This is a genomic window from Centipeda periodontii DSM 2778 (assembly GCF_000213975.1).
Classification (GTDB): domain Bacteria; phylum Bacillota; class Negativicutes; order Selenomonadales; family Selenomonadaceae; genus Centipeda; species Centipeda periodontii.
On sequence record NZ_GL892076.1, the window covers coordinates 1544035 to 1570800 of the forward strand.

Sequence of the window (26766 nt, forward strand, 5' to 3'; positions counted from 1 at the left end):
TCACAGTGTTTCCACGAGTCTCTTCAGATATTTCCTGAAATCAGCACCGAGGTCCTCACGGCGCAGTGCAAATTCAACTGTCGCCTCTAAGAACCCCAGCTTGTCCCCAAGATCGTAGCGTTTTCCCTCAAAGTCATAGGCATAGACAGCCTCACGCTGCGCCAGCACCTTAAGTGCATCCGTGAGCTGTATCTCACCGCCCTTTCCCGGTTTCGTTTCAGACAGGATGGTAAAGATCTCGGGACTGATAATGTAGCGTCCGAGTACAGCCATGCGGCTGGGTGCCTCCTCAAGGGATGGCTTCTCTACCATGTCGGAAACACGCATCAGGCGTGCATTCCCTGTCATATCCCCCGCAACAATGCCATACGATGATACCTGTTCATCCGATACCACCTGACATCCGAGAACGGATCCACCTCTCTCCTCGTATACGTCAATCAACTGACGCAGGGCAGACTTCTTCGGATGATAGACAACATCATCACCAAGGAGCACAGCGAACGGCTCGTTTCCAACAAAGCTGCGCGCACAGAGGATAGCATCTCCGAGTCCGCGCATATATTTCTGTCGCACATAGTGCACATTGACATCCGTCGTCTCTCGTATGAGCCTCAGTAGGTCTTCCTTTCCCTTCCGTTCCAGCTCATGCTCGAGTGCCGGTGCCGAATCAAAGTGATCCTCAATGGCACGCTTGCCGTGACCACTGATGATCAATATATCCTCAATACCGCTTGCAAGTGCCTCTTCCACAATATATTGTATGGTCGGCTTATCTACAATGGGCAGCATCTCCTTCGGTGTTGCCTTGGTTGCAGGGAGAAATCGTGTTCCATATCCTGCCGCGGGAATGACAGCTTTACGAATGCGCTTTTCTTTCATCTCATGCACGCTCCATCCTTTATGTAAATAGAGCGCGAGGTCGAGCCTCGCGCTTTTTCTGATATTTTTCGCTCAGCGCTCCAAAATCTCAAGAATCGCTGCGCCGATCTCCGATGTCTTGGCACTGCCGCCCAGATCCGGTGTGAGTGTCCTCCGCTCCACAAGAAGTGTTTCGATTGCAGACAGGATACGCTCTGCCCACTCCTGTTCATGGAGAAACTCGAGCATCTGACTGATGGACCAGATGGAAGCAAGCGGATTTGCAGTCTCCTGACCCGCAATGTCCGGTGCACTCCCATGGATCGGTTCAAACATCGACGGGTATTTTCGCTCAGGGTTGAGATTTGCACCTGCCGCAAGCCCCATTCCCCCCGCAATCGCTGCACCGAGATCCGTCAGTATATCGCCGAACAGATTGCTGGTCACAACGATCTCAAAGCGCCCCGGATCCTTGACGAAGAACATGCTCGCAGCATCGACGAGAAGGCTGTGCGTCTCCACGTCTGGGTATTCCCGACCGATCTCTGCGAAGATTTCATCCCAGAACACCATCGAGTAGCGCAGTGCATTCCCCTTGGAGATTGAGGTGAGAGAGCGTTTTTCAAGGCGTGCGAGCTCATACGCATAGCGTATGACACGTTCGCAGCCATGGCGGGAAAACACCCCCGTCTGAAGCGCCATCTCACGCTCTGTCCCGGGATAGAGATGCGCACCGACATTTGCGTACTCTCCCTCACTGTTTTCACGCACGACAATCATATTGATGTCGTCCGGCAGAACATTTGCGAGCGGGCATGGTGCACCTTTCAAAAGGCGAACAGGACGAAGATTGATATACTCATCGAATCCGCGTCGAATTTGAAGCAGAAGTCCGCCGAGGGAAACGTGATCCGGAACCCCCGGATAGCCAACCGCACCAAGATAGATGGCATCGAACGGCTTCAGGATATCCAGCCCGTCTGTCGGCATCATTTCGCCCGTTTTCAGATAGTATTCGCAGCCCCATGGGAAATCCTCGAAGGAAACCGAAAAACCGCCGTCCATCTCAGCAATTCCGGAGAATACTTTTTTTCCTTCGGCAATGACCTCGGGACCGATTCCGTCCCCCGCAATCACCGCAATATTAAAATGCTTCATAGCTGTCCCCCATCCGGTTCCTGTCAAAATGATTCTGCAATCGTCTTGATGAGAAGTGCTTCCTGCTGACGCGGGAGACCACTACGGTGCAGTGCGCGTCCAAAACCAATGAGGAAGTCAATCTTCTGCAAACGTGTCAGTGTTGTATTCTCGCGCAGTACTTTCGTAATGGCGCGCATCCCTGCAACGCTCGGATCCCTCTGAAGCTGAACCTCCATGGCAAGCTGACCGGCCAGAATATGACGGCGCACCTCATCCGAAATGCCGGCAAGATCATCCACATTATTCTGCGTTACCTGCCGCGGAGACAACGCAGGAACACCCTCCGGACGCACAGAACGTTCCACCGCTGGTGCCACATCTTTGACAGCTGGGGCAATAGGTCTTTGTGCAGGCATACCCCCAAGGGCTTCGAATTTCTCCGGCTGTCTCGGCGCTGCGCCGTTCTCTGCAGCAGGTGTCAGAGAAAACTCTTCATGCGGAAGCTGGGAATAATGCGAGCGTGAGGGGCGCTGTTCCACCTCTGCGACCGCTCCTGCAGAGGAGACTGTTGCAGACGGCAGCGTCGAGGAAGGGGTCTGTGCCATTCTCTCTGCCTGCTGCATGATATCCGGAGATGGCGTATTCGATGAGGTGATCGTATTGGGGGCAGTTTGTGATACGTATCCATGCTGTGCAGATCCGGGAGTCTGTTGGTCGGTATGCTGCGCGTTAAACGATGCATAAGCCTGACCTGACGCAACAGCTACCTGTTCAGACATCTGCCGCCCCGAACCGGAAGAAGGGGTCTGTGCCATTCTCTCTGCCTGCTGCATAATATCCGGAGATGGCGTATTCGATGAGGTGACCGTATTGGGGGCAGTTTGTGATATGTATCCATGCTGCGTAGATCCGGGAGCCTGTTGGTCGGTATGCTGCGCGTTAAATGGTGCATAAGCCTGACCTGACGCAACAGCTGCCTGTTCAGACATCTGCCGCCCCGAACCGGAAGGAGTCCGATACATCTCATTCGATGCAGCAGATGCCTGCGCAGAACGCGGATGGTCTGTGGAAGACATTGCATTGGTGGATGTGGATGCCGCAGCCCCATTCACATAACTCTCTGCCTCGGTATGAGATGTTGATTTCTTTGGTCTTGGCGGCGGTACCGGACGATTCATATTCACGTCGCCGACAAGCTCACGGACAGGACGCCCCTCTTTCGCCGCGAGCTTCTCCTCACGACGGATATCTTCCGCTGTGATGATGACAGGCTTTGCCTTTTGTGCGGAAAGATTGAAGGAGGGCTCATTATTGCGCGCTGCAAGGCGTGCATCAACACTCTCCCAACGAAGCCGCGCGGGCTTTACCTGCGTAGATGTTTCCGGCGCCTGTGCAGATGAAGATGTCTTCTTTTGTCCTGAAATCGACGCCTCATACTGATCGCCTACAGAAGTTTCCTCTACCGCAGGATTCTTAGCAGGATCTGTCACCAGTCGATTGGCATGAAACAGATCCTGTGAATCCACCGTTTCCGGCGTAGCAGCATATGTAGTCCCCGATGAAAGTGTAACAAGCACCGCAGCGGTGAGCATTGTTTTCCTTGATGACATCTTCATTGATATTTCTCCTTCAATTCTCTATCGTTATGAAAACAACTGCTCACATCCGTGCGTGCAGTGTACGTGCCCCGGCCAAAAAAGAAGCGACAGATGCGGCACGCAAATCCGGATTGTCGATAAGCTCGAGTCCGTAGCGCTCTCCGTTTTCGCCGCGGAAAAACAAGACTGCCATTTGATTGTCTGCCGTCGCAGTGGCATCTGTTATACCATCACCATCTTCATCAATTTCAACCTCTTTGGCTGTGGTGGCAAAGATCGCCTTATTGTTCTCAGTCAGTTTGACAAGCATGATCCCTTCATAACCATTGCTTCCCATAATGCGTGCCAAAAGTGTGGTAGCTTCCTCGGGATCAATGCGATTGAGATCGGGCAGAGCTTCCTCGGGAAATGCATTGATGAGAACAACCCACGCATTTTTGATGTGATATTCTTCGTTCTCAAAAATCAGAATCTCACCTGTGCGATTTTCAAACAGCGTACTGGCAGGAATGACTCCGACAGGTGGTTTCGGACACAGGATCTGATAACCGTAAGCCTCACTCTTATAGGAGTAGGAAAGTTCCGGTACCGATTGTCCCACAGCCTGCACAGTCTCCACATCTGCTGCCTCAGCAGAAAATGCATATGATGCACTGGATAAAACCGCCGAAGCAAAGACGGTTGCAGCTATTTTTCGATACCTCTTTATCATGTGGTTCTCCTTATCACGTTGCAGATCATGGCAAGTGCTTTTTCAACTGCCGCTTGTTTATTTTCTATCCGTGTTCCGGAAAAATTATTTTTTCGGACAACTGTATGTGTGTGGTCGGCTACCGCAATATAAACCAGTCCGACGGGCTTTTCTGCCGAACCGCCGCCAGGACCTGCAATTCCCGTAATTCCCACTCCAATGTCCGTCTGTATCAGTTGACGCACATTTTCTGCCATCTCTCGCGCCGTCTCCTCCGAAACGGCACCGTAAACGGTAAGAGTCTCCTCAGAAACGTGGAGGATACGTGCCTTCACATGATTGGCGTAGGATACAATGCTTCCCATGACATAGCTGGAACTGCCGGACATATCTGTGAGCGTACTTGTAAGGAGTCCTCCGGTACAGGATTCCGCACAGGCAATCGTCAATCCCGCCTCATGCAGTTCCCGCCCCGTCCTCTCAGACAGCGTTTCATCTGCAAAAGCCATCAGTGCACCCTCTCACCCACAATGTCATAGGTAAATCCCTGAAGGAGGCGGACGCGTACAATATCGCCCACACGACTCACTGTATCGTCCTCGATGTAGATCTGCCCGTCCACCTCAGGAGCTTCCCGATAGGAACGTCCAACCGCAATCGCCTGCTGTTCTGAATCACGCCCCTCGATCAGGACATCCATTTCCTGATTTTCGAAACTGATATTAATCTCCTCCGAGATCTTGCTCTGGAGGCTCATCAAATCATGATAGCGTTCCTGCATAACCTCCTCGGAGACCTTATGCGCCATATTTGCTGCAGGCGTACCCTCCTCCTCGGAGTAAGTAAAGATTCCAACTTTATCGAAACGCTGCTCCTCCACAAAGGAACGAAGCGCTTGGTAATGTGTGTCTGTCTCGCCGGGAAAGCCAACAATGAAGGTCGAGCGAATCGCCACCCCCGGAATGCGGTCACGCAGCTTTTTGATCAGCTTATCCACACCTTCACGCGTATCTGGGCGGTTCATCGACCGCAGGACGGCATTATGTGCATGTTGAAGAGGAAGATCCACATATTTTACAACCTTGGGCTCGGTTGCAAACACCTCGATGAGTTCATCCGTAAAGTATTTCGGATAGCTGTATAATACGCGAACCCATGCAATTTTCTCAATCTTCGCCAGCTCCCGCAAAAGCGCTGGAAGCATTGGCTTTTTATAGCGATCCAGACCATAGTTTGCGCTGTCCTGCGCAATCAAAATGAGCTCGCGCACACCGTTCTCTGCCAGTTCCTGCGCCTCCGCAATAATATCCTCCATATCCCGGCTTCGGAAGCTGCCGCGAATCAGTGGAATCGCACAGAATGCACACCGATGATCGCAGCCCTCTGCGATCTTCACATAGGCAGTATAGTTGGGCGTTGTACGCACGCGCGGAGTCTTGGCATCATAGATGGTCTCGTCCTTCCCCGCAATCAAAAGCCGTCGGCCCTTCAGCGTTTCTTGGATAACCTCCATGATGCGACTCCACGCTCCCGTGCCGATGATGGCATTGGCCTCCGGAATCTCATCGAGCAGTTGCTGCCCGTACCGCTGCCCGAGACACCCCGCAACAATGAGACTGCGGCAGCGCCCTGTTTCCTTATAGTCCGCCATCCCGAGTACTGTTGTAATGGATTCTTCCTTTGCAGATTGGATGAAGGCGCAGGTGTTGACGATCAGGATATCCGCCTCTGCCGGCTCATTGGTGATCTCAATTCCATGCTCCCGCATAATGCCGAGCATGACCTCAGTATCAACAAGGTTCTTTGCACAACCGAGACTGATAAAACCCGCTTTCACTGATAAACTCTCCTCTGGCTTCCGTTACTCTTCATAGAACCGTACCTCTTTGATCCAGCGATCCAGGAGGATCTCCTTTTCCTCCTTGCTAAAATACGGTCTGCTCCTAAAAATATTGATATTCTTCCCCGCAAACATCTGATAGGAAAGCGTCATGGGATTCGTCGTCAGGAAATAGAAGCGATGCTGCGCAAGTGCAAGCTGTGCCTCATCCGACAGCAGCCAGTCCGCAAACACCTCTGCCGCGCGCGCATCACGCTCCGGCGAGCGAAATGCAATGCCCGTGCCATAGATGACAGCAGACGTCCCATCTGTAGGATAAAGAATGCGAATGGGATATTCGTCGTGCACATAGCGGAGCGTTTCGCTCAAAACTGCCACCGAAAGATCCACCTCGCCCATTCCCGCCTGTCGTACTGGTGTATGCAGATATTTAGAGTACTGCATAATCTTCGGCTGTATTCTGCGCCAAATTTCAAAGGCACGCTGATCCCCATACTCGGCAATCATACTGTAGAGCAGATTCGAGGAGGCATCTGCCGCCATGAAATCTGTTGTTCCGATGCGGACGTCGCGCTGCTGTGCGAGTTGTTGCCACGAGTTTGGCAGGTCGAGATGAGTCCGCAGATAATCCTGATTCACCGCAAAAACCACAGGATCGTACCATACTCCTGTCCAGTAGCGATTTGGATGACGGAACGAATCTGCAACCTGATCACTTTTCTCTGAGATATATGGCATGAGATAGCCGGCAGCAGCCGCACGATCCAGTGTCTCACGGTCTGCCAGAATGAGCGCCGCCTTGCCATCACTTTCACCAAGAGACTGCTCACGCAGACGTCTTAGAATCTGTTCGGATGACAGCTGAACGAAGTTGACACGGATATTATACTCTTTTTCATATTCCTCGGACAGCACCGCCGCAACCTCTGCCGGAAACGATGTATAGGCTGTAATTTCCTGCATGGGATGGCGCTGGACACCACGCCCCCCCGACGACAGATATGCAGACCCCACAGCAAACAGTGTCACGAGGATGACTGTTATCATGATAAACAGAGTATACCGCTTCATGAAAAATCCTCTTTCGGTTAGAAAAATTAGCCTTTGTATATTATAAACAATTCCTCCAAAATCCACAAGCCATTTTATCCGTACGAGGCAAGCTACTCTTGTGCAATAAAAAGACGCCTCTACAAAGGTAAAAGCGCCCTTCCAAATTTAGGAACCACTGATAAATTCAGCCCGCCATCTTGACGTATCTTTTTTGCCCACACTTCGTCGACAAATCCTCCACATAGCTTTGGCTATGCGTCCGGTTTGCCTCCTCAATCGGACGAAAAAATCTACGCCAATCTGAGGGTCTATTTTATCAGCGATTCCTTACTTATTTTCCAACGAGTGTCTTTGTCTGTGCCACAATATGCTCTGCAGTGAGTCCGAACTGTTTCAGCAGCTCCGCTGCAGGTCCAGAATGACCGAACTCATCCCGAACGCCAATGCGGTGCACAAGTGTCGGACATTTCTCTGCGAGAACAGCAGCAACAGCCTCGCCCAAGCCACCAAGAATATTGTGTTCCTCAACCGTCACAACACGTCCACAGTCCTGAGCTGCCTGAATGATAAGTTCCTCATCTAGGGGTTTGATCGTCGCCATATTGATCACGCGAGCATGAATCCCCTCGGCTACAAGACGTTTTCCCGCCTCGATCGCCTCGGGAACGAGAATGCCCGTTGCAATAATCGCTACATCCTTACCTTCTTGAAGGACCTCTCCCTTGCCTACCTTAAACGTGAAGGACTCATCATGGTAAACCGGCGTTGCTGCACGACCGAAGCGAATGTATACAGGCCCATCCATCTCGTATGCAACGTGCACCATCTTTCGTGCCTCGACATCGTCCGAGGGACACATAACCGTCATCCCAGGAATCGTGCGCATCAGTGCAAAGTCCTCACAGCACTGATGAGAGGCTCCATCTTCGCCGACCGAGATACCGCCGTGTGTCGCGCAAATCTTGACATTCAGATGCGGGTAGCCGATGGTATTGCGCACCTGCTCATAGGCACGTCCCGCCGCAAACATGGCAAAGGTTGACACAAATGGAACAAGTCCCATCGTCGAGAGTCCCGCGCCGACATCGACCATATCACATTCTGCAATTCCACAGTTGAAATGACGATCCGGAAATGCTTTCTTAAAGGTTCCGCTCTTCGTTGCACCTGCAAGATCCGCATCTAGGACAACGACATCCGTGTGTTCCTTGCCAAGTTCTACAAGTGCATTCCCGTAACTGTCACGCGTTGCAATTTTCTTTACGTCTGCCATGCTCATGCCTCCTCAATCGCCTTGCGAATCGCAGCAAGTTCCTCGAGTCCCTGTGCGAGTTCGTCATCATTGGGTGCCTTGCCATGCCAGCTGGCCTTGTTCTCCATGAAGGAGATATCCTTGCCCTTCACCGTTTTCATCAAAATCGCCGTCGGCTTGCCCGTCCCTTTATTCGCATGGAACGTCTTGAACGCTTCCTCGAGGGCATTGTAGTCGTGTCCATCAATCGAGATGACCGCACAGCCAAATGCCTCGAATTTCTTATCAACGGGAGCTGTATTCATGACATCTGCCGTCGCTCCATCAATTTGAAGCCCGTTGATATCCACCGCAATGCAGAGATTGTCGAGCTTAAAATGGGCGGAGAACATGAGTGCCTCCCAGACCTGCCCCTCAGCAAGTTCGCCGTCACCAAGGAGTGTATAGACATTGATGTCCTTCCCCAGATACTTTGCGCCCTTTGCCATTCCTGCCGCTGTCGAGATTCCCTGCCCAAGCGAGCCTGTAGACATATCAACACCCGGCGTGAGGTTCATGTTCGGATGCCCCTGCAGACGCGAATCGATATGACGGAGTGTCAGGAGTTCCTCCACCGGAAAAAAGCCACGATTGGCAAGCGTTGCATAGAGACCGGGTGCAACATGCCCCTTCGAGAGGACAAAACGATCTCGATTCGGATCGTGTGGGTTCTTCGGATCTACGCGAAGCTCTCGGTTGTAAAGATAGGTAAAGTACTCCGTCGATGAAAGTGAGCCACCCGGATGACCACTCTTTGCCGCGTGCGTGCCGCGCAAAATCCCCTCACGCACCTTCACCGCAAAAAGCCGGAGCTCCTTCTGTTCAGCTGCCGTCATAAAACTCCTCCTTGCCCCAATCAAATTATTATCGATACTGCATTCATTTTACCTTTTTTTCTTTTGCCTGCAATATACATAAAGTCACATTTTTTCTGAAATATTTACAAATGAAAAAGTCACCCCAAGAAGGCGACTTCCTCTCTATGAAACTATCTCAGATCTCCATAATGATGGGCAGAATCATCGGGCGACGGCGTGTCTTATCGAAGAGATAACGGCTGAGCGCATCGCGTACATTCGATTTAATCGCCGACCATTCGCGCACGTTTTCATCCTCACAGCGATCAAGCGCCTGTTGAACGCGCGCTCGTGCCTCCTCCATCAGAGCTTCCGACTCACGCACATAGACGAATCCGCGTGAAACAATGTCAGGTCCCGAAACCACGCGATTATTCTGCCGATCCATCGTAACTACAATAATGAGGATACCATCCTGCGAGAGCTGACGGCGGTCACGCAAAACGATGTTGCCAACGTCACCGACACCGAGACCGTCAACCATCACCATGCCGGACTGCACGCGCCCAACGACCTGCCCCTTCTCCTTCGTGAATTCGAGAATCTGACCGTTCTCGCTGATGAAAATATTTTCCTTCGGCATGCCAAGCTCGCGCGCAAGACTCGCGTGCTGGACAAGGTGATGGTACTCACCATGAACAGGCATAAAGAACTTCGGTCGCACGAGGTTGTGCATGAGTTTGAGCTCCTCACGGCTACCGTGTCCCGAAACGTGGATGCCCTTGTCGCGCCCATAGATGACATTTGCGCCAAGCTTCATCAGATTATCCACAGTCTTGGAAACCAGCTTCTCGTTGCCTGGAATCGGTGTCGCCGAGATGATGACAGTATCGCCCGGCACAATTGTGATCTTCCGATGATCGGACGCCGCCATGCGCGAGAGCGCGGACATCGGTTCGCCCTGACTGCCCGTCGTCACGATGACGATCTGTTCGGGACGGAAGTTGTTGACCTCATCAATGCCGATGATTGTGCCCTCCGGCGCATTCAGATAGCCAAGTTCAAGGGAGATACCGACGACATTCTCCATGCTGCGACCAAGCACGGCAACGCGGCGTTTGTACTTCACTGCCGTATCGATAACCTGCTGGATGCGATGCACATTCGAGGAGAACGTCGCGACGATGATGCGCCCACGCACGTTATGAAACGACTTATCGAACGCCGCACCGACCGTACGCTCACTCGCCGTATGCCCCTCACGCTCTGCATTCGTACTGTCCGCAAGAAGGAGCAGAACCCCTTTGTTGCCGAGGTCGGAGAAGCGGCGAAAGTCCGTCATCTGCCCGTCCACCGGCGTGTAGTCCAGCTTGAAGTCGCCCGTGTGGACGATCATGCCGACGGGCGTCTTGATCGAAAGCCCGACGGCATCGGGAATCGAATGGTTCACGCGGATAAAGCCGACGCTGAAGCATCCAATGTTGATGATATCCCCTGCCATCACGGAGTGCAGATTGCTCGAATCTACACCGTTTTCTTTGAGACGCCCCTCAAGGATACCGAGCGTCAGCCGTGTCCCGTAGACAGGGACGGGGATTTGCTTCATCACATAGGGCAGAGCACCGATATGATCCTCATGCCCATGCGTCAGGACGATTGCCTTGACCTTGTCCCGATTCTCGATCAAATACGTGATATCCGGAATGACGAGATCAATGCCGAGCATATCCTCCTCCGGGAACATAAGCCCGGAGTCCACAACGAGAATCTCATCATCCACGCGGATGGCAGTCATGTTCTTTCCGATCTCGCCAAGACCGCCAAGCGGTATGACCTGTACCTTCTGCACATTTTTCCCATGATTGCCATTACGATTTAACGACAAAAAACACACCTCCATAGTATGCGGGACATCTTCACTGTATCCCTATTTCAATAAATGCTCATCCATTCGATCATGAAATCAGAATTCATCCACACGAAAATATAGCGACCGGAGGAAATCCTCCATTGTCGCCACATGGGAAAGCGCCGTTTCCGACATCATTGCTGTGAAAAAAAACGACCGCACAGCAACTCGAAAACCGCAAGAAAAATGATCCGATCCATTCACTTAGGGCTATTCTACCATTCCAAGACCAACAATGCAAATAAAATTTAGCAGCACGCATAAAAAGACACCCTCCATGTGCGGAGAGTGTCCAATTGTACAATAGGGATCAGAAACGCATCGTAAGACCGACGCCGACACCGTTCTCATGCTTTCCGTGATCCGGTTTGAAATTGTGATAGTTTACATTGAGATCCAGATTTGCGATCAGGGATTTGTTGAGGCCAACCTGAGACTCGTTGAAATCCTTACCCGCAATGTAGGATGCATAGGCATTGAATCCAATGACTGGTATTGTGGGCGTGCTGAGAGCCAATCCGCCATAAGCATTGTCCTTGTTTGTCTGCCCCATATCCCAACGATAGCCGCCGAGCAGACGGATGTTCTGTCCGAGGACATTGTACTGCAGATAAACATCCTTCGGATTGCCATACTCATCGCGGTCATTACGACCCACGCCGATCGTAATCTCATCCGTCGCCTTATGCTCAATGTAGGCTTCTTTCGTACCGACGCCGACAGCGGTATCATGTGCACCGAGATGATTGATCGGCGCTGCCATCGCTGCCGAAGATAGAGAAAGACCGATCGCCGCAGCCAGTATCGCACATTTCTTCATCGAAACTCCTCCTTTTCTGTCATTTCCTATTATCTGTCCCTATGTTTTGACAGCTCTTAACAGTGTATTACTCTTTGATAAATCTTTAGCACTTAGCGCCAAAGAGCTTAGAGTACTTCCTGCTTCTTTGTAAGGGCAGAAATGAGATCCTGCTCCTCCGTCATCAGCTCTTGCGCCGCATTCAGTTGCATTGCTGTCTGTTCATACGAGGTTCCGCCATAGGAGTTTCGACAGGAAACGCAGGTTTCCGGACGAATTGCCTCATACACATCTTCCTCGAAGAGCGCGGAAAGCTTCTGATAGTCCCCAAGGGAGAGATCCGCGAGCCAAATGCCGCGCTCAATGCAGAGTGCGACCGCCTGTCCCGAAACGCTGTGTGCTTGACGGAACGGCATTCCCTTGCGCACAAGATAATCTGCAAGATCGGTCGCATTCGAGAAATCCTCCTCGACGGCATGGCGCATAACATCCGCACGCACCTTCATGCCGCGGATGAGCTGGGCATAGACTGCAAGGCTGAACTTCACCGTGTCGATGGCGTCAAACAGCCCCTCCTTGTCCTCCTGCAAATCCTTGTTGTAGGCAAGCGGAAGCCCCTTGACTGCAGTGAGCATCGCCATGAGATGACCGACAACGCGTCCCGTTTTGCCGCGTACAAGCTCAGAGACATCAGGATTTTTCTTCTGTGGCATCATGGACGAGCCAGTGCAGTGCGCGTCATCCAGTTCCACGAAGGAAAACTCACGAGAACACCAGAGGATGATCTCCTCCGAGAGGCGCGAGAGGTGAACCATAAGGATAGAGGCTGCCGAGAGGAATTCAAGGATGTAATCGCGGTCACTGACCGCATCCATGCTGTTCATATAGATGCGCTCGAAGTTCAATTTTTTCGCGACAAACGCACGATCGATCGGCAGGGTTGTGCCCGCGAGTGCGCCGGCACCAAGCGGCATGATGTCTGTCCGCGCATAGACGCCCTGAAAACGCTCAAAATCCCGCGTAAGCATGCAAAAATATGCCATAAGATGATGCGCGAAGAGGATGGGCTGAGCACGCTGCAGATGCGTGTACCCCGGCATGATAACATCCTTATTTGCGGATGCAGTCTCCACAAATGCCTGCTGTAGTTCTCTGATAGACCCCAGCACTTCCACGACAGCATGGCGCACAAACATATGTGTATCAAGTGCTACCTGATCGTTGCGGCTGCGCGCCGTGTGCAGACGACTGCCTGCATCGCCGATCGCGTCCGTGAGGCGTTTTTCGATATTCATATGAATATCTTCGAGTTCTACACTGAACGAAAATTCTCCGTGCTCGATCTGCGCGAGGATATCACGCAGTCCCTTCTCGATTGCCGCACAATCCTCTTTCGAGAGAATACCCGCCTTGGCAAGCATGGCGGCGTGCGCAAGCGAACCTGCGATGTCCTCGCGGTACATGCGACGATCAAATCCAATGGATGCCTGAAACTCGTTGATCATCTCATCGGTCGTCTTGGAAAAGCGACCACCCCAGAGCTTTTCGCTCATTTACTCTGCTCCTCCTGCATGAGTGCGCGCACCTTGAGCGGCAGCCCGAAGAGGTTGATAAAGCCCGTCGCGTCCGCCTGATTATAGACATCGTCGTGCTCGAACGTGACAAATTCTTTGCTATAGAGAGAATACGGCGACGTTGCACCCGCAGAGATGATGTTACCCTTGTAGAGCTTGAGGCGCACCTCGCCCGTCACACTTTCCTGCGTGCTGTCCACGAATGCGGCAAGCGCCTCGCGCAGCTGACAGAACCACATGCCATCATAGACAAGCTCGCCGTAGCGAATTGCAAGCCCTTCCTTGTAGTGATAGGTCGCACGATCAAGACAGAGGTATTCGAGTTCGCGGTGTGCATAGTAGAGGATCGAGCCACCCGGATTCTCATAGACACCGCGCGACTTCATGCCGACGAGACGATTCTCGCAGATATCGACGATGCCAACGCCGTTGCGTGCACCGATCTCATTGAGCTTGGTCAGGAGTTCGACCGCGCCGAGTTTCTCACCGTTGACGGCAATGGGAACCCCCTGCTCGAACGAGATGGAGACGTATTCCGGTGCATCCGGCGCATCCTCCGGTGCACAGGAGATGAGGAACATGGAGTTCTTCGGTTCGTTTGCAGGATCCTCGAGATCAGACCCCTCATGGGAGAGATGCCAGATGTTTCGATCCATGCTGTACGTCTTGTTGTCCTCTGCAACCGGAATGCCATGCTTCTTGGCATATGCGATCTCAGCCGTGCGGGAGTCAAGATCCCACTCACGCCAAGGGGCGATGATCTCAAGGTTCGGTGCGAGCGCCTTTACGGTCAACTCAAAGCGCACCTGATCGTTCCCCTTGCCTGTTGCGCCATGTGCAATCGCGTCGGCACCCTCGCGCTTGGCGATATCGACAAGTGCCTTTGCAATCACGGGACGTGCAAACGATGTACCAAGCAGATACTTTCCCTCGTAGACCGCGCCCGCCTTGAGTGTCGGCCAGACATACTCCTCGAGGAACTCCCTCGTCAGATCAACGATGTGCACCTTCGAGGCACCGGAGGCAAGTGCCTTGTCATGCACCGGATCGAGTTCCTCACCCTGCCCGATATCGGCACAGACAGCAATAACTTCACAACCATCATAATGCTCCTTCAACCACGGAATGATAACCGAGGTATCAAGGCCACCAGAATACGCAAGAACTACCTTTTTGATCTGCTTTGCCATATTTGAAACATCTCCTTAATATTATGGAAGCACTGATAAATTCAGCACCGCCATCTTGACGCATCTTTTTTGCCCGCACAACGCCTGCAAATCCTCCACATAGCTTTGTCTATGCGTCCGGTTTGCCTCCTTGTTCGGACGAAAAAATCTACGTCAATCTGAGGGTCTATTTTATCAGCGATTCCTTATCAGTCGCCCATAACGAGCGCCATGATTGCCTTTTGAACGTGGAGGCGATTCTCCGCCTCGTCAAAGATCACATCGGCAAACTCCTCAAAGACATCCTCCGTGATCTCCTCTCCCCGATATGCCGGCAGACAGTGCATGACAATGCAGCGCGCATCGCCTGACTCGGCAACGAGTTCCCAATTCACCTGATAGGGACGGAAGACCGCCGTGCGTGCGTCGTGCTCCGCCTCCTGCCCCATGCTCGCCCACGTGTCCGTGACGATGACATTTGCGCCCGCAACCGCTTCCATCGGATTGTGCGTGACCGTGATGGTCGCACCCGTCGCCTTCGCATCTGCCTTCGCATTTGCTACGACCTCGGCATTCGGCTCATATCCCTCGGGTGTCGCTGCCGCGAAGTGCATGCCGACCTTTGACGCGGCATACATGAGCGAATGGGTCATATTGTTGCCGTCTCCGACATATGCCATCTTGAGCCCCGCAAGATTTTTGCCCTTGTGCTCACGGATCGTGAGCAGATCGGTCAGTGCCTGACAGGGATGCAGGAGATCGCTGAGCGCGTTGATAACGGGAATATCCGCATAGCGCGCCAGCTCCTCAATGCGTTCATGCCCGTAGGTGCGGATCATGATGCCGTCGAGATACCGTGAGAGCACACGCGCCGTATCCTTGATCGGCTCACCGCGCCCGAGCTGCAGGTCCCGGCTGCTGAGAAAGAGCGCCTGTCCGCCGAGCTGGTACATGCCGACCTCGAAGGACACGCGTGTCCGCGTCGAAGATTTCTCGAAGATCATGCCGAGTGTCTTGCCCTGAAGCAGCGGATGCGGAATACCCGCTTTCTGCTTTGCCTTAAGCTCTTCGGCAAGAATAAGAATCTCCTCCACGTCGTCTGTACTGAGCTCATGGATGGAGAGTAAGTCCATACCCTTGTTCATCATAATCCTCCCTTGCCACATATGTCAAGAACGCAGTGATCCAATACCGCGATCAATTCATCCACTTCATTCTTTGAGAAAATCAGCGGTGGAATAAAGCGCAGGACATTGCCTGCCGTGCAGTTGATAATGACGCCCTGCTCAAGCATGCGGCGCACAATTGCAGCTGCATCCTCGCTCTCTTTCATCTCCATGCCGAGAATCAGCCCCGTACCCCTCACCTCGACAATGTGTGCGGGATATTTTTTTTGCAAATTCGTGAGTGCCTGCTTGAAGTGTGCTCCCACATCTCGCACCCCCGCAAGGAAATCATCATTCGCAATCGTATTGAGCACGACATTCGCCGCCGCGCAGGCGAGCGGATTCCCCCCGAACGTAGAGCCATGGTCACCCGCATGAAATGCCGCAGCGATCTTCTCTGTGACGATGAATGCTCCGGTCGGAACACCGCCTGCAAGCCCCTTTGCAAGTGTTACGATGTCGGGCGTTACACCATACATCTTATAGGCATAGAAACTGCCCGTGCGCCCCATCCCCGTCTGGATCTCGTCGAAGATCAGAAGGGCGTCGTATTTGTCACAGAGTTCACGCACCTGCTGCAAATAACCATCCGCAGGAGTACGAACACCGCCTTCCCCCTGAATTGGCTCGAGCATAACCGCTGCCGTGTTCTCATTCATCTGTGTTTCGAGCGCGGCAATGTCATTGAACGGCACGTAATCGAATCCCTGCGGTAGCGGCTCAAAGCCCCTGTGGAACTTCTCCTGCCCCGTCGCCGTCAGCGTTGCGATCGTACGCCCATGAAAGCTGCCAAGCGCTGTGATGATCTGCGATTTGTTCGGGCGGATCGTATGCGCGTATTTGCGCGCCGCCTTGATTGCGCCCTCGTTCGCCTCGGCACCCGAGTTCCCGAAGAACACCTTGCCGCCTGCCGTCAGCCCTGACAGCTTTGCGGCGGCATCCGCCTGCGGCTCAGTGTAGTAGAGATTCGATACGTGGATGAGCCGCTTTGCCTGATCGCCAATCGCGTTTACGAGCGGCGCATAGTTGTGACCGAGCACATTGACCGCGATTCCACCGAGCGCATCGAGATATTTGCGCCCGTTCACATCCCATACATACGAACCGTCCCCATGATCGAGGACAATCGGATAGCGTGAGAAAACGGGAAGATAACTCTCTTGATCCCGTGTGATAATTTCGCTTTCTTTTTTCATCGTCGCTCCTGTCTACGGAAGCACCATTGTTCCGATACCGCGTGAGGTAAAAATCTCCAAGATGATCGAGTGCGCCAGACGCCCGTCGATGATATGTGCCTTGTGCGCTCCCGCTTCAAGTGCCCTGAGGCATGCCTCCACCTTCGGGATCATACCGCCGTCGATGACGCCGCTACGGATGTATTCCTTTGCTTCATCCATACGAAGCTGGGAGATCAGGCTCCCCTTGTCTGTAAAGTCTTGATAGACACCCTCGACATCTGTGAGGAGCAGCATTTTTTCCGCCCGCATGGCGCCCGCAATCTCTGCCGCAACATAGTCTGCGTTGATGTTGTAGCTCTCCCCGTGCTCTCCCATACCGATAGGGGCAATGACCGGAACATAGCCTTGATTCAGGAGATCCGTGATGAGTGCAGTGTCAATCTCTGTAACCGCACCGACATAGCCGATATCAACCTCATGTTCCATATCGTTTTCATATACGGTCGCGAGCTTCTTCTTAGCCTTGATGAGCCCTGCATCCTTCCCACTGAGTCCGACAGCACGCACGCCGCGCAGATTGAGGAGTCCCACGATCTCCGAGTTCAGCTTGCCGTCGAGAACCATCTCGGCAATCTCCACCGTCTCCTCATCCGTTACGCGAAGACCGGAAACAAACGAGGATTCCTTGCCGACTTTTTTGAGGAAGCCCGTGATCTCTGGACCTCCCCCGTGTACAAGAATCGGACGGATTCCGACAAATTTCATCAGCGCTACATCGCGCATGACATTTTCCTTGAGTGCGTCATTGATCATGGCGTTGCCGCCGTATTTGATGACAACAGTCGTCCCGTAAAACTCCTGAATGTAGGGCAGTGCGTCTACAAGGATCTCCGCTTTGTCCTTATCAGAGTACATGGCGTTCCTCCTCTCAGGTGTGATACTCACCGTTGATCTTTACGTATTCATAGGAGAAATCACATGTCCAGACCTTTGCTTCGGAATCCCCATCCTTCAGATCAATCTCAACAACGATATCATGCGCCGTCATAACCGTACGCAGCGCATCGGCATCATAGGAAGCACCGACACCGTCTGCATAGACAGGAATACCGCCGAACTTCACCGTCGTGTGGTTCGGATCCATCGGCACGCCCGCATAGCCGACCGCACAGATCACGCGCCCCCAGTTTGGATCCTCACCGAAGAACGCCGTCTTCACGAGTGGACTGTTCGCAACGCTCATTCCAACCGTCTTTGCGTCAGAAAACGATTTCGCACCCTTCACATGAACAGTGATGAATTTGGTTGCACCCTCGCCGTCTGCCGCGATCTTTTCCGAGATACCCTGACAGAGTACGAGCAATGTCTCCTTGAACATCTCGTAATCCGCATTCTTCTCCGTGATTTTCGGATTCCCGGCGGCACCATTGGCGAGCACAATCGCCATATCGTTCGTACTCATATCGCCGTCGATCGAGATCATATTGAGGCTGTGTTCAATGACCTCGGAAAGTGCTTCCTGCAGGAGAACGCCGTCAATGTCCGCATCCGTTGTGATGAAGCAGAGCACTGTCGCCATATCGGGGCGAATCATGCCGGAGCCCTTCGCGATAATGCCGAAGCGGACTTCTTTTCCCCCGATCGTGACGGAGGTCGCGCCCGCCTTTGAATATGTATCCGTCGTGATGATCGCGTTGCCCGCGTTCATGCTTCCATCCACCGACAGCTCTTTTACCGCCGCTTTGATTCCCTGATCCACCTTGTCCATTGGTAGAAGCTGACCAATGATGCCCGTCGAGCCGACAATAACATCATCCGGCGTACAGCCGAGCGCATTTGCCGCGATCTGCTGCATAGCGGCGGCATCCTTTTCCCCCTGTGCACCCGTGCATGCATTCGCACAGCCGGCATTTGCGACGATGGCATGTGCCGCATGCGTCGCAACCACTTTTTTGGAAACGTGTACGGGTGCCGCCGCAACTGCGTTCTTCGTAAATGTTCCCGCAGTTGCGGCTTCCTTTTCAGTGTAGATCACGGCAACATCGAGATTGCCGCTCTTCTTGATGCCCGCCTTGACGCCGGCTGCCTGAAATCCCTTTGGGAATGTAACACCCGCTTTGGCATTCGCTTCACTAAACATATATTTCCTCCATTCGCTTACGGAACCACTCTTACGGATACATGGGCACGAGATCGAGTCCCGTGCGTTCATCCAGCCCAAAGGCAATGTTCATATTTTGAATCGCCTGACCTGCCGCACCCTTGACCAGATTATCAATGGCAGAGAATACGATGACGCGGTGTGTGCGCGGGTCGATATGCCATGCAATATCGCAGTAATTCGTGCCGCGCACCTGCTTCGTTGCGGGGTATGCACCGCGGCCAAGCAGACGGACAAAGAACTCATCCGCGTACAGCGACACGAACGCCTCGTCAATCTCGTCTGCAGATATGCCCTCATGTAGCGTCGCATAGCATGTCGTCAGAATTCCACGCGAGATTGGCGCGAGATGCGGCGTAAAATTGATCGTGATGTTTTCACCGCCAACATCGTGCAGAGCCTGTTCAATCTCCGGCGTATGGCGATGACTCACGGCACCATATGCCGTAAAACTGTCGTAGAACTCCGGGTAATGTGTGCTCTCCTTCGGGGAGCGTCCCGCACCTGATACACCGGACACCGCATCGACAAGGATCGAGTCCGTGTTGACAAGGTGTGCCTTGACGAGCGGCGCCAATGCAAGAATGCTCGCCGTCGTATAGCAGCCAGCATTGCCGATGATGCGCGCCGAGCGCACCTGCTCACGATAGAGTTCTGAAAGCCCATAGGCACGATCTGCATGCGTGTCAATATGCTCCACATGGTACCATTCCTCATATACGGCAGTATCTGTAAAACGGTAGTCCGCACCCAGATCAATGATGCGCACGGGCAGCTCTGCAAGTTCTTTTACAATCTTCATTGCATGCCCATGAGGAAGCGCAATGAAGAGCACATCACTGCCCTCGGCAATGCGGCGAACATTCTCCATGGATTCGAATTCATTCTCATAAATATTCTTCAAATGTGGATAAAGTTTCGATATGCGTTCCCCCGTATGCCGCTCCGAGGTCAGATGAGCGATCTCGACATTCGGATGTCCATGCAGCAGACGAATAAGTTCTTCTCCCGCATAACCAGATGCTCCCACAATACTTGCTTTCATCTCATCTCCTCCATTTCATCTCCGAAAAGATTTAATAATTATACATCTAGAGTGTATAATTTTTCAACCCTTTTTTCAAAAAAATTTGCCGGTTCCACAGCCATTCGGCAAATGTGCTGTGAAAACCGGCAAACGTCATTGTTTCGAGGCGGCTGTATCCTTGCGGCGCAGGACGCGTGCCCCCTTCGTATCGAGGCGCAGATGAAGCGGACGTGCCTCGATATCATGTGCACGGAACGCTTCCTGCATGGCAGCTGCCACATCCTCTGTGCAGTTGCGTTGTTCGGGAACAAAGGCAATCAGGCAGGGGCCCGCACCGCTGAGCGCGGCGCCGTATGCTCCCGCTTTCTTCGCTGCCGCAAAGACATCAAACATCCCCGGGATCAGCGATGCACGATAGTTTTGATGAAGGGCATCTGCAAATGCATTATGGAGATGCTTTTCCGAACCGCGTGCAAGTGCAGCCACCATCATCGCCGCATGACTGATATTGAACACGGCATCCTTCATCGGTACCTCGACCGGCAACACCTGTCGCGCAGATTTCGTCGAGAGATAGAAGTCCGGAACCATGACGACAAAGCGCAGAAAGATACGCGGCAAAAACGAAAAGCACTCCACACGACCATTCGTCACCGTATTCACTGTAAAGCCACCGTAGATCGCGGGCGCCACATTATCGGGATGCCCCTCGATATCCGTTGCAAGCTGCAGGAGATCATCGCGACTGAACAGACTGTCAATCAAGGCATTTGCCGCCGTGAGTCCTGCGACAATAGCCGTAGCACTGCTGCCAAGCCCCCGCGAAAGGGGAATTCGATTGCTCATACGAATGCGGGCGCCCTGAAACTCCTCCGCGCAACCTGCACGCTGCAGAAGATACTGAATGGACTTCCATACGATATTGCGCTCATCGCCCGGAATATAGGCAGCCCCCTCACCACGCGCAGAGATATGAAGCCCCGGCTCATGCGTGAGGGTCAGCGTCATTTCATTGTAGAGCGTACAGGCAATCCCCAGCGCATCAAAGCCGGGACCGAGATTTGCACTCGTCGCAGGAACCCGAACTCGTACGGATCGTTCGCTCATAACAAGTCCTCCTGCCCGTCCGCGACCCGGATCAGACTGCGCACCTCACGCACGACAGGAAGTGCCTGTAGCGCTTCCACGGCAGCGGATGCGGCAGCATGGGTAACAACATGGGTCACGGCGACAATCTCCGCATTGCCTTCCTCCGTCCAGCGCGCCTGAATTACGGACTTGAGACTGACCCCCGCATGGCCGAACGTCGTTGCAATCTCGCCGAGAACACCCGGCTCATCCGCAACAACAAGGCGCAAATAATAGGAGGACTTCGTCTTTTCCACGGGGCAGAGCTTCTTTTTCTCCCCGATCTTATACTTCATCCGTCCAGTTGTACCGGCTACAATATCTCGCGTAATCTCGATGATGTCCGCAACAACCGCCGACGCCGTCGGAAGTGAACCTGCGCCGCGCCCGTAGAACATAGCATCACCGAGAACATTGCCGCGTACAAAAATCGCGTTGAATACGCCATTGACTGAGGCGAGCGGATGTGTCTTGGGGAGGAACACAGGATGTACGCGAACATCAATCCCCTCATCCGTATTGCGCCCGACCGCAAGCAATTTGATGACATAGCCGAGGTTGAGACCGTATTCGATATCATCCTCGGTAATGTGCGAAATTCCCTCAACGGAAACATCCTCGAAACCGATGACGGTATCGAAAGCAAGAGAGGCAAGAATAGCTGCTTTGCGTGCCGCATCCAGACCGTCCACATCAGCCGAAGGGTTTGCCTCCGCATACCCCTTTTCCTGCGCACGACGCAGAACGGCATCATAGCTGACATGCTTCTCTGTCATCTTTGTCAGCATATAGTTCGTCGTCCCATTGACAACGCCCATGATCTCTGTAATGCTGTTCGCCGTCAGGCACTCCTTCAGCGGCTTGATGATGGGGATGCCGCCGCCGACACTCGCCTCATAGAGGAAGTCCACATTGTTTGCATCCGCAACGGTATAGAGCTCGGAGAGATGCTCGGCAATAACATCCTTATTTGCCGTAACAACGTGCTTCCCCGCTGTCATCGCGCGCAACATATAGTCCTTTGCCGGAGCGATCCCCCCCATAACCTCTACAACGACGGAGATCTCATCATCGTTCAGAATCTCATCGAAACTATCCGTTAGAGGAATCCCCTCGATTTCGGGGCGATGCTTTTTCGCGTCCCGTACCAGGATTTTTTTAATCTCAATGTATGCGCCGCAGCGTCCTGTAATCGTTGCCGCATTCATAGACAATGTGTGCACAACACCGGAGCCAACCGTACCGGCTCCGAGAAGTGCTATCTTAATCGTATTCACAGAATCTCATTCCCCCTATTAGGTCTGCCCGATTACTTCGAGCTTTTGTACCCCATCGACCACATCTACTTTTTCCAACAGTGTCTGCAGTCCGTCGCACAGCTTTATCGTTTCAAGGGAGATCGTGACCGTAGCCGCCCCCCGTGCAGGAAGCCCCTGATTGATGGTCATGACATTCCCGCCCTCTTCGGCAATGACGCGAAGAACCGCCTGCAGCGTGCCGGAACGATGGCTGAGCAGCATGGAGAGCGTGACAATCTTATCGCGTGTCGCATCAAAGAACGAATACACATAATCCTTGTACTTGTAGTACGCACTGCGGCTGAGATTTACCTTGGAAACCGCCTCGTTGACGGTGCGCACTTCGCCCCGGTTAATCATTTCCTTTGCGAGAATGGTCTTCTTGATCGCTTTCGGCAAAATCTCCTCGCGCACGAGATAGACACCCGTCATATCAATTTTCATAAATCATTCCCCCGATGGATAGAAAGCCCCTTATAACAGACAGTCAAAGTATATCATATAGAAAGCCAATCGCCAAATAGAAGCATGAATTAAATTTTATTCTCCGTCCCGTTCATCAGCCGCTTGATATTCTCACGATGGCGTACAATCACGAGAATCGCTGCAATCACGGAAAACACAATGTACTCCATCGGATAGGAGAAAAGAGCGGCAAGAATGGGTGTCAGAAAACCTGCAACGACCGATCCGAGTGAAACGTAACGCGTCATATAGACAATCGTAAACCAAAGCACAAAGACAATAAATGTCACATTCCCCATCAGCATAGTCAAAACGCCAAGTGATGTTGCAACCCCTTTCCCACCGCGAAAACGGAGAAAAAGCGAGAAACTGTGCCCGATGATCGCAAATAGTCCGCCAATGACAGCGGCAAACGGCGTACCAACGAGCATACCCCCCAGCAAAACACCTGCCTGTCCCTTGAAGCTGTCCGCGATAAAGATAATGATGCCCGGCACCTTCCCGAGTGTGCGCCACGCATTCGTTGCACCAATGTTGTGACTCCCGTGCTCACGCAAATCCGTATGCCAGAAGAGTTTTCCGAGGATCAGCCCGCTCGGAATCGATCCGATCAGATAGGCGAGGACCCCCGTGAGAATATATTCCATCATCACTCTTCCTCCTTACGCGCACGCACAACGAGGCGAAGCGGCGTTCCCTCAAAGCCAAAACTCTCGCGCAGGCGATTTTCAATGAAGCGCAGATAGGAAAAGTGCATGAGTTCCGGATCGTTCACGAATATGATGAATGTCGGCGGTGCGATCCCCACCTGCGTAACGAATAGGATTTTGAGCTGCTTCCCCTTCTTCGTCGGCGGTGGATTGACCGAAACAGCATCGCGAATCAGCTCGTTGAGTACGCTGGTCTTGATACGCATGGACTGCTGCTCCGCCACGTATTTGACAAGCTCCGTTACACGCTCAACACGCTGTCCTGTGAGCGCCGATGTATAGAGCACCGGGGCATATTGGAGAAAGCCCAGTTTCTCGCGCAGATCGTCTGTAAACCGAAGTGTCGACTTGTCGTTCTTATCGGGGAAAATATCCCATTTGTTGACAACAATGATAACACCCTTACCGGACTCATGCACATAGCCCGCGATTTTCGTATCCTGCTCCAGAATCCCCTCAGCGGCATTGATGACCATGACGACGACAGCCGCACGATCAATTGCACGCAGTGAGCGCATGACACTGTAGCGCTCCACGGGCAGCGTAATCTTCCCCTTGCGGCGCATTCCTGCCGTATCGATAAGAAGATAATTCGCCCCGTCCCGCACGAAATGTGTATCAATCGCATCCCTTGTCGTTCCGGGCATATCACTGACAATGACACGTTCCTCTCCAAGGAGGCGATTCACAAGGGAGGACTTTCCGACATTCGGACGTCCTACCACGGCGATTGCAATCTCATCGGACTCTGCCCCCTCTCCCGTATCCTCGGGAAAGGATGCCACAATCGCATCCAGCAGATCACCGAGGTTCATCGCATTCGATGCGGAAATGGGAATCGGATCACCAAGCCCGAGCGAATAGAAATCGTAGATCAGTGCCTCACGGTCAAAGCTGTCAATTTTATTGACGGCAAGGATGACAGGTTTTTGCGTCCGCCGCAGGAGTCTACCAACCTCTTCATCGGAGGATGTCAGCCCCGCACGTCCGTCGACGAGGAAGAGAATGACATCCGCCTCCTCCATCGCAAGTTCTGCCTGACTGCGCATGGAGCGAAGGATATGATCGCTCTCGTCAAATTCAATCCCCCCTGTATCGATGATCGTAAACTCATGGTTCAGCCATTCCGCATCCATATAGATGCGATCACGCGTCACTCCGGGCATATCATCGACAATCGAAACACGTTTCTTGCCAATCTGATTGAACAGCGTCGATTTACCGACATTCGGACGTCCGACGACTGCCACAATAGGCTTGCTCATCGTCTTCACTCCTTCCATTTTACTGGTTTAATAACTTGCAGCGGACTTCGTATAGCCCGCATTGCTCTGCCACGTATATCCGCCGCTGGGGCGTTCACGGTGATAGCCCTTCCATGCAGCAAGCGCTTCTCGATAATCACGCCCCGTTGCCACTGGTTCGATGCGAAGCGCCGGGAACATTCCCCGCATATCATCAAGAGAAAGATCATCCAAAAATACATCTTCACCCTCACGCAAAGAGGCAGCGGGGATCAGAACGCCATCTACGGGAGCAGAAAGTGCACGCAGCGCTTCTGCAATATCGTGCCCTGTGAGAAGTCCCGAGACGTTCACCGTTGCGCCAAAATGCTCATTGACAACGGGAAGGACATGAATTCGCTCTCCGCGGGGATCAAGCTCACGTGCCAGTCGCTCCATCACGGGTGCAACTGCAGTCCCACTGACCACCGCAAGCGTTGCCTTCTCCGTTTCCTCCTCCACATATGCGGCGGCATTCGTCCACTCCTCGATAAAATTGCGCGTCAGCCCGATGCCGTTGTCGAGCTGGGGAAACCCATCGTACATCTCGGCTGGCGGCACCTCACGCCCAGCGAGAAAGTAGAACTCATCGCCCAAATAGATGAAGGTGCGGCCTTCCTCTGCACGTATTCGCTTCTGCCATACCTCCACCTGATCGATCACACGCGCAGCGCCAGCCCGGTCAAACTGCATGAGCGGAAACGGATCCGAACGATGCTTTGTCAGCCCCACGGGGACGATCGCAAGAGAGAGCGCATGGGGACGGCGCACAGTAATATCACGGATGGTACGCTCGAGTTCTTCCCCATCGTTCAGCCCATAGCAGAGCACGACCTGCGTATGGTAGTCCGCACCTGCTGCCTCGAGCTTTGCAAGCTGCCCAAGAATATCCGCAGCCCCCTTATACCGCAGCATCTCGGCGCGCAGTGCCGGATTTGTACACTGCACGGATACATAGAGCGGAGATAGATGAAAACGTTCAATGCGCGAGAAATCTGCCGCTCCCATATTCGTCAGTGTCACAAAATTACCATAGAGAAAGGAAAGACGATAGTCATCATCCTTGATGGAGAGGCTATGGCGCATATCCGGCGCAATCATATCGACAAAACAAAAATAACAGTGGTTCGCACAGGGGCGGATTCCGTCAAAGACGGCATGCTCGAACTCCACGCCGAAGTCCTCATCGTAGTCCTTGTCGAATTCGATGAGTTCCTGCTCCCCATCTGGATGCTCCACAAGCAGCGCAATCTCCTCATCCGCCATCGCAAAGCTGAAATCGATGATATCGCGCAGGGGCATATCGTTGACCGCGATAATCTTATCTCCCGGTACGAGTTCCAATTCCTCCGCAATGCTTCCCTCTAAGACACGCAGAATGACACCCGGATACGTTCTTGCCATATTCCCCTCCTTTCCATGAAAAAGGAGTGATATACATCACTCCTCTGTCGTTCCTATAAAATTATTGACAAGCAGTCCTTAGGGAATCGCTGATAAAATGAAGTCCGTCAGATTGGCGTAGATTTTTTCGTCCAAACAAGGAGGCAAACCGGACGCATAGCCAAAGCTATGTGGAGGATTTGCCGACGAAGTACGGGCAAAAAAGATGCGCTAAGATGGCGTGG

General features: G+C 52.8%; 24 protein-coding genes. All 24 read right to left on the reverse strand.

The annotated features are described in order from the left end of the window. The gene (galU, locus tag HMPREF9081_RS06900; protein WP_040394719.1) at positions 1–882 is read right to left on the reverse strand and encodes a UTP--glucose-1-phosphate uridylyltransferase GalU; all 882 of its coding nucleotides are present in this window, start codon (positions 880–882) and stop codon (positions 1–3) included. Positions 883–954: 72 nt separating this feature from the next. Continuing rightward, the gene (locus HMPREF9081_RS06905; protein ID WP_006306394.1) at positions 955–2019 is read right to left on the reverse strand and encodes a tartrate dehydrogenase; all 1065 of its coding nucleotides are present in this window, start codon (positions 2017–2019) and stop codon (positions 955–957) included. A 23-nt stretch (positions 2020–2042) separates the two neighbouring features. Further along, positions 2043–3617, reverse strand: coding sequence for a hypothetical protein (locus HMPREF9081_RS14475; protein WP_006306395.1), 1575 nt, complete (start codon positions 3615–3617; stop codon positions 2043–2045). 43 nt (positions 3618–3660) lie between these two features. Continuing rightward, positions 3661–4311: a hypothetical protein gene (locus tag HMPREF9081_RS06915; RefSeq protein ID WP_006306396.1), complete on the reverse strand. Its 651-nt coding sequence runs from the start codon at positions 4309–4311 to the stop codon at positions 3661–3663. Next, a complete protein-coding gene (locus HMPREF9081_RS06920; protein ID WP_006306397.1) occupies positions 4308–4799 on the reverse strand; it encodes a CinA family protein in 492 nt (163 codons plus the stop codon). The genes HMPREF9081_RS06915 and HMPREF9081_RS06920 overlap by 4 nt, the downstream gene beginning before the upstream one ends. Further along, positions 4799–6127 carry a 30S ribosomal protein S12 methylthiotransferase RimO gene (gene rimO, locus HMPREF9081_RS06925; RefSeq protein ID WP_006306398.1) on the reverse strand — a complete coding sequence of 443 codons (1329 nt, stop codon included), beginning with the start codon at positions 6125–6127 and terminating at the stop codon, positions 4799–4801. The genes HMPREF9081_RS06920 and rimO overlap by 1 nt, the downstream gene beginning before the upstream one ends. A 24-nt stretch (positions 6128–6151) precedes the next feature. Continuing rightward, a complete protein-coding gene (locus HMPREF9081_RS06930) occupies positions 6152–7201 on the reverse strand; it encodes an ABC transporter substrate-binding protein (protein ID WP_006306399.1) in 1050 nt (349 codons plus the stop codon). Between the two features lie 313 nt (positions 7202–7514). Continuing rightward, positions 7515–8456: a transketolase family protein gene (locus tag HMPREF9081_RS06935; protein WP_040394722.1), complete on the reverse strand. Its 942-nt coding sequence runs from the start codon at positions 8454–8456 to the stop codon at positions 7515–7517. A 2-nt stretch (positions 8457–8458) separates the two neighbouring features. Continuing rightward, on the reverse strand, positions 8459–9310 hold the full coding sequence (locus HMPREF9081_RS06940) for a transketolase (RefSeq protein ID WP_006306401.1): 852 nt from the start codon (positions 9308–9310) through the stop codon (positions 8459–8461). A gap of 157 nt (positions 9311–9467) precedes the next feature. After that, positions 9468–11171, reverse strand: coding sequence for a ribonuclease J (locus tag HMPREF9081_RS06945; RefSeq protein ID WP_006306402.1), 1704 nt, complete (start codon positions 11169–11171; stop codon positions 9468–9470). A 319-nt stretch (positions 11172–11490) separates the two neighbouring features. Then, positions 11491–12000 (reverse strand): hypothetical protein, encoded by a 510-nt coding sequence (locus tag HMPREF9081_RS06950; protein ID WP_006306404.1) that lies wholly within the window; start codon positions 11998–12000, stop codon positions 11491–11493. A 107-nt stretch (positions 12001–12107) separates the two neighbouring features. Next, positions 12108–13532, reverse strand: a complete 1425-nt coding sequence (argH, locus tag HMPREF9081_RS06955; RefSeq protein WP_006306405.1) for an argininosuccinate lyase — start codon at positions 13530–13532, stop codon at positions 12108–12110. Further along, a complete protein-coding gene (locus HMPREF9081_RS06960) occupies positions 13529–14743 on the reverse strand; it encodes an argininosuccinate synthase (RefSeq protein WP_006306406.1) in 1215 nt (404 codons plus the stop codon). The genes argH and HMPREF9081_RS06960 overlap by 4 nt, the downstream gene beginning before the upstream one ends. 188 nt (positions 14744–14931) lie before the next feature. Further along, a complete protein-coding gene (gene argF / locus HMPREF9081_RS06965; RefSeq protein ID WP_040394725.1) occupies positions 14932–15867 on the reverse strand; it encodes an ornithine carbamoyltransferase in 936 nt (311 codons plus the stop codon). After that, on the reverse strand, positions 15867–17084 hold the full coding sequence (locus HMPREF9081_RS06970; RefSeq protein ID WP_006306408.1) for an acetylornithine transaminase: 1218 nt from the start codon (positions 17082–17084) through the stop codon (positions 15867–15869). The genes argF and HMPREF9081_RS06970 overlap by 1 nt, the downstream gene beginning before the upstream one ends. Before the next feature lie 12 nt (positions 17085–17096). Next, on the reverse strand, positions 17097–17981 hold the full coding sequence (gene argB / locus HMPREF9081_RS06975) for an acetylglutamate kinase (protein ID WP_006306409.1): 885 nt from the start codon (positions 17979–17981) through the stop codon (positions 17097–17099). A gap of 13 nt (positions 17982–17994) precedes the next feature. Continuing rightward, the gene (argJ, locus tag HMPREF9081_RS06980) at positions 17995–19206 is read right to left on the reverse strand and encodes a bifunctional glutamate N-acetyltransferase/amino-acid acetyltransferase ArgJ (protein WP_006306410.1); all 1212 of its coding nucleotides are present in this window, start codon (positions 19204–19206) and stop codon (positions 17995–17997) included. Between the two features lie 31 nt (positions 19207–19237). Next, complete coding sequence (gene argC, locus HMPREF9081_RS06985; RefSeq protein ID WP_006306411.1) at positions 19238–20272, reverse strand: N-acetyl-gamma-glutamyl-phosphate reductase; 1035 nt, start codon at positions 20270–20272, stop codon at positions 19238–19240. 135 nt (positions 20273–20407) lie between these two features. Next, positions 20408–21361 (reverse strand): homoserine kinase, encoded by a 954-nt coding sequence (gene thrB / locus HMPREF9081_RS06990; RefSeq protein ID WP_006306412.1) that lies wholly within the window; start codon positions 21359–21361, stop codon positions 20408–20410. After that, a complete protein-coding gene (locus HMPREF9081_RS06995) occupies positions 21358–22659 on the reverse strand; it encodes a homoserine dehydrogenase (RefSeq protein WP_006306413.1) in 1302 nt (433 codons plus the stop codon). The genes thrB and HMPREF9081_RS06995 overlap by 4 nt, the downstream gene beginning before the upstream one ends. Before the next feature lie 18 nt (positions 22660–22677). Beyond that, a complete protein-coding gene (locus HMPREF9081_RS07000; protein ID WP_006306414.1) occupies positions 22678–23124 on the reverse strand; it encodes an ACT domain-containing protein in 447 nt (148 codons plus the stop codon). Between the two features lie 89 nt (positions 23125–23213). Beyond that, positions 23214–23795, reverse strand: coding sequence for a glycerol-3-phosphate 1-O-acyltransferase PlsY (plsY, locus tag HMPREF9081_RS07005; protein ID WP_006306415.1), 582 nt, complete (start codon positions 23793–23795; stop codon positions 23214–23216). Beyond that, positions 23795–25120, reverse strand: a complete 1326-nt coding sequence (gene der, locus HMPREF9081_RS07010; RefSeq protein ID WP_040394728.1) for a ribosome biogenesis GTPase Der — start codon at positions 25118–25120, stop codon at positions 23795–23797. The genes plsY and der overlap by 1 nt, the downstream gene beginning before the upstream one ends. Positions 25121–25147: 27 nt before the next feature. Continuing rightward, the gene (locus HMPREF9081_RS07015) at positions 25148–26542 is read right to left on the reverse strand and encodes a DUF512 domain-containing protein (RefSeq protein WP_006306417.1); all 1395 of its coding nucleotides are present in this window, start codon (positions 26540–26542) and stop codon (positions 25148–25150) included. Positions 26543–26766: the final 224 nt, after the last annotated feature.